Genomic DNA, 7,196 nt, shown 5'->3' with positions numbered 1-7,196 from the left:
GATACGGCGGATGTGCGAACACCGCTGCTCGCAACGGCGTCCAGAACGACGGCGCGCTGTTGTGCCGGGCCGACGCTGATCCGTACGCAGTCGGCCATACCCGGTGCAGTCAGGTGCCGTACGAAGACTCCGAGGGCCCTCAGACTGTTCGTGAGATGCTCGGCCACAGCCGGGGCGACCAGCCGCACCGTCACGAAGTTCGTATGGCTGGGCAGCACGGTGAAACCCAGTTCGCTCAGGGCCGTTGTGTAATGCACCCGTCCGGCGGCGGTCTCCTTGAGAATCCGGGTGAGGTGCTCTTCGGCGGCGAGCGCGGCGAGCGCAGCGGCCTCAGCCACCCGACCCACCACATAGTGCTCGGCTCCGTCCCCCAGGGTACGGATCAGCTGAGGATTGCCAACCGCGTAACCGATGCGCAGCCCGGCCAGTGCGTACGCTTTGGAGAATGTCCGCAGCCACAGCATGCGACGGACTGTCACATCTTTGGCGGCCAAGCGGGAGGCGGGGTCCTGGTACTCCGCATACGCGCCGTCCACGACCATCAGGGTGCGGTCTGGCAGCGCGTCCGCCATAGCCAACAAAGCCATTCCGCCCTGCAAGGCACCTGAGGGGTTGTCAGGGTCGGCGATGTAGACAACGTCGGCTCTGGTCCGGTGCGCGCACCTCACCAGCTCCCGCGGATCCGGCGCGGCCGACAGGTACGGCACCAAGTGAACGTCCGCTCCTGAGGCTCGGGCGAAGTAGCCGAAGGTCGGATAGGTGGCCTCGCTGGTCACGGCAGTACGACCAAGGCCCAGAAAGGCGCGGCTGATCTCGCCGAGCAGTCCGTCGGCGCCGGAGCCGACCCGGATGCCGTCCCGCGAAACCCGGAGCAGGCTGGCCAGCCGCTCGCGCAACGCGAAGTGGTCGCAGTCGGGGTAGCGGTGGGCCTCTGCCGCCGCGGCGGCGACGGACTGAACCACCTCGGAGGCAGGCCCGAACTCGTTCTCGTTGGTGCTCAGTCGTTCACGAGCCCGGCGGCCGATAGCACGCTCTGTCATCTCTAGGGAAGGAAACGGATTCTCCACCGTCCGCGCTCACCCGCTCCGGTCCGCTGCCCGGTCCGGGGCTGCCGCGCTGCCGATGTCGCCCAGGTCAAGACATTCAGCGAGATACTCGTTGTAGCGACGCATGGCGAGCATGCGCAGCGCCCCACCGATGATCATCTCGATGCCCGCATCAGGCTCCGCGGCCACGATGGGCAGAATAACGCCATCCAGCCACTCAGGCCCGTGCTCTGCGTCCCCTTCTATATGACTGTAGAAGAACTCGAAATCCTTTTCCCCGCTATATCCGTGCCGTTCCAGGCCTTTGACGACCGCAGCATCGCGATCCACGTCGAACAACTCAGGCATGGCAAGGCTACCGAGCGCCTTGAAGTAGTGCATGCGGTTGCAGGCGAGCAGGAAGTACAAATTGTGGCCCGCGTAGGGCCGCCAGTCCTCCCACGGCGGAACGACCGGGAGCGAGAGGGCTAGAAAGCGCAAGCTCCGGGTGAACTGAAGAGTGTGCGCGTTGCGTTGCGTGCCCTCACCGCACTCGTCCCACATGTGATGGCCGATCTCGTTCTTAACCGTCTCCATAAAGTGCGGCTGAGCCAGTACGAGTGCGTCGTAGAAGCGGTAGTTGAGATAGCCGTCGGCCTGGATGAAGCGAGCGAGTTGGTCCAGAGAAGCCCACTCGGCCAGACAAATTTCGACCGCACGATCCAGTGCGTTGCGTTCTTTGGCTTCCGTAAGGAACCAGTTCCGGACGAACTCCGCCCGGGTGGCGTCCGCGAGGGGCGGGAGCCGATCGGTGATCTGTTCGATGTCGGCGCGCAGCACTGCGTCCTCGTAGATCCAGCGAAACGCGTTGAACCAGGCGCTGCGCTCGTGGGCGGCCGTGCCAAGCGGGTGGCCGAGCAACGTCTCGTAGACCGTATACGCGCTGCGGTGCACATCGAGCAGGGAATCCTGGTCGCCTTCCCGCAGGCCGAGGTCGAGGTGCTCGCGGAGTGCGGCCAGCAAGGAGCGGTGGTTCTCGCGTAGGTCCAGGGGTTCCACCGGGCCGCGCAGGCTCTCGTTCAGCAAGCTTTCCACCGAACCCTGTGGGGCTTCCCCGGCCATGCGCATTACCCCGGCACGGGGCGGGATGCGTTCCAAGGACAGATCTTCGATCACGGCATTCCTCTCTTGTTTCCCAGGTGTCTTAAGTCGTCGTGGACGCCGCGTCGTCGAGGCGTACGGGCATACGCAGCGTGGCGAGCAGTTCGTAGAGGCTCAGGCCCAGCTCCGCCCCGGCATCCTGAGCGGTCCGCGGTAAGCCGCGGCTGTCCGGCTCGGCTCCGATGAAGGTCATCCAGGCGCCGGGGCGCGAGTCCCTTGCATCAGTCACGTCAAACTGGGTGCAGTCCATGCCAGGCCTGCCCACCATCGGACAGCATTGTCCGTTCAACCGCCCTGTGAACCCCGAGGCGGCCCCGGACAAACCCCGCGAGAAGCCGATGGCCACGGAGGCGACGCGGCGGCCGGGCACGACGGCGGCGGTACGGTCGTAGCCGAGCCCCTCCTGACGGGTGATCGTAATGACCTCGAGCACCCGGGCCCGTACGGTGATGGCCGGGCGCAGCCTATGCAGACCAGACCCATTCCAACCGGGCAGGTCTTGGCTGCCCGGGACGAGCAGTCCGTAGAGCCCAATGCCGGGTCGTATCCAGTCGGTGCCGTGCAGCGCTGTCGGGTGCAGTAGCCCGTGGGTCGCGGCGAGACTGGCGTCGATGTCCGCGCCCAGCGCTGCACGCGCCCTGCCCAGCCGGGACCGGAACGTCGCGGCCTGCTCAGCGGTCTCCTGTGCATCGTGGCCTGAGCTGGATAAGTGGGCGAAGAACCCTGTCACGTCGACGGCGGGGCGGGCCTGCCGCAGTCTGTCGAGCACGGTGTCGAAGTCCCGCTCCTCGCGCGGCCCAAAACGGTTGAAGCCGACGTTGGCCCGGAGCCACACGGTGGCAGGTACGCCGAGGCGTCGTGCCACGGCAAGGTGACGTTCCGCGTGCCCCGCCGTGGCGACGGAGGGCGTCAGCCGGAGCCGGGCACATGCCTCCGCGTTCTCGGCGACGTCGACGTCCATGACGAGAATCGGCGCGGCAATACCGTGCTCCCGTAATTCGACGCCTTCGGCGACGGTGTCCACGGCCAACGCATCGACGCCGGACGCGATCAGCAGCTCGCTGACGACAGGTGCTCCGAGACCGTACGCGTCGCCTTTGACAACGGCCATGATTCGCTGGCCGGCCGCGACCGAACGCAGGACGGCCACGTTATGGCGTACCGCCTCGGCAGCGACAATCTTCTCCAGCCGCTCTGCGGCCAGCCGAGCCGGAGACATGCGTATCGCGGTCTCGCTCATGCGGGATCCAGGTCCGGATAGTGGACGCGCTCGCCCTGCCAGTTAACAAGCTCCAGCACCCGGAAACCGTTGTCGTCGACAGTGTGCCGGGGGTAGCACTCCGTGGAGTCAATCTCCACCAGAGGCACGGTGTATTTGCCTGTGGCGTGCGGCAGTACGTACTCGGGGACGGCCGGGTTGGAAATGTGCCGCTTCAGCGATCGAACGAGTTCCACCCCGCGTTGGACCGGGACACGGAAGCATTCCGCCTCCGGACTGTGCGGCATAAAGTGGTAAAGGTAGCCGGCGTGGACACCCCGCTGATACAGCCCCATACACAACCGGCGTAGGATGACTTGATCGTCGTTGACTCCCGCCAGCAATGGGACGTTGGCAAACACGATGGGCACGGCTTCGTGTAGCCGCTGGACCGCAGTATCGAACTCGGGACTGAGCTCGTGGGGATGCGTGATGTGCAGGCCAACTGCGATCACACCATGACGGGCCAGCACCAGGGTGAGTTCAGAGTCGACGCGGTAGGGGTTGAACGTCAGCGCACGGGTGTGTATGCGCAGTATCAGATCCGGACGGGCTTCTCTCGCCTCGCCCAACACGCCGTCTATCTGCTCGTTGCTGTGCATGAGCGGCTCGCCACCGCTCAAAATAACCTCCTCGACCTGCGGGTGCGATCGAAGGTAGGACAGCGTGGCTTGCCAATGGCTGCGGTCGAAGCTCTCCTTGGACGATTCCTTATCGAGCGTGCGCAGCGCCTCATAACAGAACTGACAATAGGCATGACAGACATTCGCGTAGCGCACGATCAGGCGATTGTCGTACTTGTGTTGCGCAATGGGTGTCACCATCTCATGCGCGAGCTCCCAGTTCTCGGTCTTCCCATCGTACCGGTATGGATCTTCGCCGCTGTCGTCGCCCAGCGGGGCGACCTGCCTCCACAGCGGATCCTCTGGGAGCGGTACGCCGCTATCTGGATCCTTGCCGATAAGACTCAAGTAGTACGGCGTCACCTGAAACCGCTTGCTGCCGTTATGGCGCTCGATGCGCTCCAGTAACTCCCGGTCGCACCGCGGGAAGTATTGCTCGAACTGCCTTGCTGTCCGTACCGCGTTGCGTTGCTGCCACATCCAGTCGGTCCAGGCGTCGCTGGCGGTGTTCTGCATAATGAGCCTTTCCCTGTAAGGATCGGTTGCGGCGAGTAGCCACAGCGGCGTGGGGCTGTGGTGGTCGTCAGGTGGTGCGACGGTGCTCGATCAGGGGTCTAGTACTACAGCGACACCTCTCGGCGTGTCGGCGGCGACACGCCGAGATGGCGCTCGACCGAGACTGAAGATCCATCACAAAGACGCAGGTCGCGGCGCTGGCGCATCTGTTGATCACAGCACCTGTTGCTGTAGTACTAGCGTGACGTTGCGCAGGGCGCGGAAAGTCATCGTGAGCAGGGCGTTCGCGCGTTCACCGACGGCCCGTGGCGCGGTGTGGACCTGGTTGTGCTTCTTGTGGTTGTCGGAGAGAGTCTCGTTCTTGGGCTTCTTGTACGGCACGGCTACCTGGTCCTGTAACCCCTCGTAGCCGAGATCGATGAGGACCTCGCCGCCGTCGGCAACCCACGCGGCCAGGACGGGCAGCGCGCGGAAGCGCGCAGCGCGGCGGTGTCGTGCTCCCCGGCCGAGGCGGACGTCGCAGACCCACAGCGGCCAGCCGTCGTCCGGGGCGGAGACAACCTGAGTGTTGCCGCCGTGGTCGTGAACCTCGGCGGACCACCAGAGACCGACGCCGCGGGTAGGGCCGGGGGCCGGCGACCGGCCGGTCTCGATCATCGAGCCATCGACGAGGACGTGGCCGTAGCTGGCGGCCTTCGCCGCGAGTACTGTAGTGCGCGCAGGTCGGGGTTTGCCAGACCAGCACCGCGACGCCCTCGTGCGGGCAGCGGTAGCCCACGGACCCGCCGATGCGGGGTGTCCGTGGTCAGGTGTTTCACCGGCGTGCCGTCGCAGAACCAGCGCAGCACGAACACGGTTTGTTCCCAGCAGGTGAGCGCGCGGGCACCCTTACGGGTACCGCGCCGCTCCCGCTCCGCGGCCAGCAGCGGGGCCAGGCGCAGGACGGTGCGCTCGCCGAGGGGCAGCTCGGCGGCATATGTGACACTCATAGGAGGCGCGGGGCCTCTTGGAAGATGATCTGTCGTAGGATTTCTTCCTACCGAGGCCCCGCGTTTCGCCTTCCACTGCCCCACGACCGCCCTCATCCAGCACGACCCGCAACCATGGCAGAAGGTAGCTGGCCGTTACCGAGAATGGCTCAATGGCGTCGCTGGACATCCTGCTCTCCTCTGGATATGGGTTGAGGGGGGCGGCGCGGTCAGGCCACGGCAAGTGCGGAGGTGACCCGAACACCGATGATCATCTGGCGTACTGCTTCCGCGGCCCGTGCCCGCAGTTCGGACATAGACTCCACCGAGTAAAAGGCCGCGTGCGGACTGAGCAATGCCTGTCCGTGGCTGCGCAGCCATTGAGGAATCTCCGGCTCTCCCTCAACCACGTCCAGGCCGACGCAGCCCGGCCGCTCCTCGGCAAGGGCGTCGCGGAGGGCGGAGATGTCGATCAGCGCGCCCCGCGCCGTGTTGATCAGGATCGATCCTCGCTTCATCCGGTGCAACCGCTCCGCGTCGAGCAGATGGCGGGTCTCCGGGGTAAGGGGCACATGCAGGCTTACAGCATCGGATTCCTGGAGCAGTTCATCTAGATCATGCCGGCGCTCGACATTGAGGGCCTTCTCAATGCCGGGGTGGTTGTACGGGTCGTGGAAGGCTACCCGCATGCCGAATGCCGTCGCCCGTCGCGCCACCGCGAGCCCGATGCGGCCTAGTCCGACGACTCCCCACGCCATTCCCCTCAGTCGGCGTGCAGCGCCGATCGCACGCCAGTCCCACTTGCTTTCGCGCACATGCTCCTGCAGGCTCTGCAGCCGACGTGCCAGGTTGAGGAAGAGCGCTAGGGTGTGATCGGCGACCTCCTCAGTACCATAATGGGGGACGTGGTACACCGGAATGCCGTTAGCCCGGGCCGCGTCGGTGTCGATATGGTCGTATCCGACGCTCGCACACACGACAGCGCGGCAGGTCTTGTTTCGCTCGAAGAAGGCTGTGTCCAAGGAAACGCGATGCCAGAGAATGATGTATTCAGCGTCGAGATCGTATAGCCGATAACGCTCTTCGTCTGCGAGAATCAATGGACGAACCAGACCCTCTGGCGCGATGATCCGCTGTTCCAGTTCAACTGTGTCGACGTATCCCGCGCCGGGAGCGTCGACAACGACGACGGACGGATTGACTCGGTACATGGGCTTGGTTCCCGTAGCCGCGCTGGTGCCGATCACGTGACTCCATTCCGTGTGTGCCATGCATCGTCCGCCTCGCTCGGGATGATGTCGCAGTCGAGGACGGGGATACCCAGTGTTCCAGCGAGTCTCACGTCAGCAGAAATTCTGTTTTTCGCAGCATCGAATATATCCCGATATTCGAAAACGAGAATCTCCGGATTACGTCACCACGCTAGCATGAGATCTCGCAAGGTGTGTGACATTTTGCGCGTATCAATGCGTTAATCTTAAGAGGTGCCACCACTGGGTGTCAACCCCAGGGTGAATTCAACCGGTCGTCGCAACACCTCGATCCGGAGGTGCGTGAGTAAACATTCACCTGCTTTATCGATCTTGCTGTGGGTGACGGTTCACGGGCATGGCTGTGGGCCGCGCCGGGCGGGGTGGTTGGGGTC

At 64.6% G+C, this 7,196-nt stretch carries 7 protein-coding genes; all 7 read right to left on the bottom strand.

Going from position 1 to position 7,196, the window contains the following annotated elements; all coding sequences use genetic code 11:
• Positions 1 to 1,040 (bottom strand): aminotransferase class I/II-fold pyridoxal phosphate-dependent enzyme (locus AC08OX_RS12825; RefSeq protein WP_476608030.1); only part of this gene is annotated, 1,040 nt, incomplete at its 3' end.
• Between the two features lie 36 nt (positions 1,041 to 1,076).
• Positions 1,077 to 2,201, bottom strand: coding sequence for an iron-containing redox enzyme family protein (locus tag AC08OX_RS12820; protein ID WP_476608029.1), 1,125 nt, complete (start codon positions 2,199 to 2,201; stop codon positions 1,077 to 1,079).
• 28 nt (positions 2,202 to 2,229) lie between these two features.
• On the bottom strand, positions 2,230 to 3,426 hold the full coding sequence (gene alr, locus AC08OX_RS12815; RefSeq protein WP_476608028.1) for an alanine racemase: 1,197 nt from the start codon (positions 3,424 to 3,426) through the stop codon (positions 2,230 to 2,232).
• Positions 3,423 to 4,583, bottom strand: coding sequence for a KamA family radical SAM protein (locus AC08OX_RS12810; protein ID WP_476608027.1), 1,161 nt, complete (start codon positions 4,581 to 4,583; stop codon positions 3,423 to 3,425). The genes alr and AC08OX_RS12810 overlap by 4 nt, the downstream gene beginning before the upstream one ends.
• 213 nt (positions 4,584 to 4,796) lie before the next feature.
• Positions 4,797 to 5,240 (bottom strand): transposase family protein, encoded by a 444-nt coding sequence (locus AC08OX_RS12805; RefSeq protein ID WP_476608026.1) that lies wholly within the window; start codon positions 5,238 to 5,240, stop codon positions 4,797 to 4,799.
• The gene (locus tag AC08OX_RS12800; protein WP_476608025.1) at positions 5,237 to 5,572 is read right to left on the bottom strand and encodes a hypothetical protein; all 336 of its coding nucleotides are present in this window, start codon (positions 5,570 to 5,572) and stop codon (positions 5,237 to 5,239) included. The genes AC08OX_RS12805 and AC08OX_RS12800 overlap by 4 nt, the downstream gene beginning before the upstream one ends.
• 209 nt (positions 5,573 to 5,781) lie before the next feature.
• The gene (locus tag AC08OX_RS12795; RefSeq protein WP_476608024.1) at positions 5,782 to 6,798 is read right to left on the bottom strand and encodes a C-terminal binding protein; all 1,017 of its coding nucleotides are present in this window, start codon (positions 6,796 to 6,798) and stop codon (positions 5,782 to 5,784) included.
• Positions 6,799 to 7,196 lie beyond the last annotated feature (398 nt).

This window comes from Frankia sp. CoBUL1, from assembly GCF_978021245.1.
The sequence above is the reverse complement of the archived record's forward strand: the minus strand, read 5'-3'. Positions and strand labels throughout refer to the sequence as shown.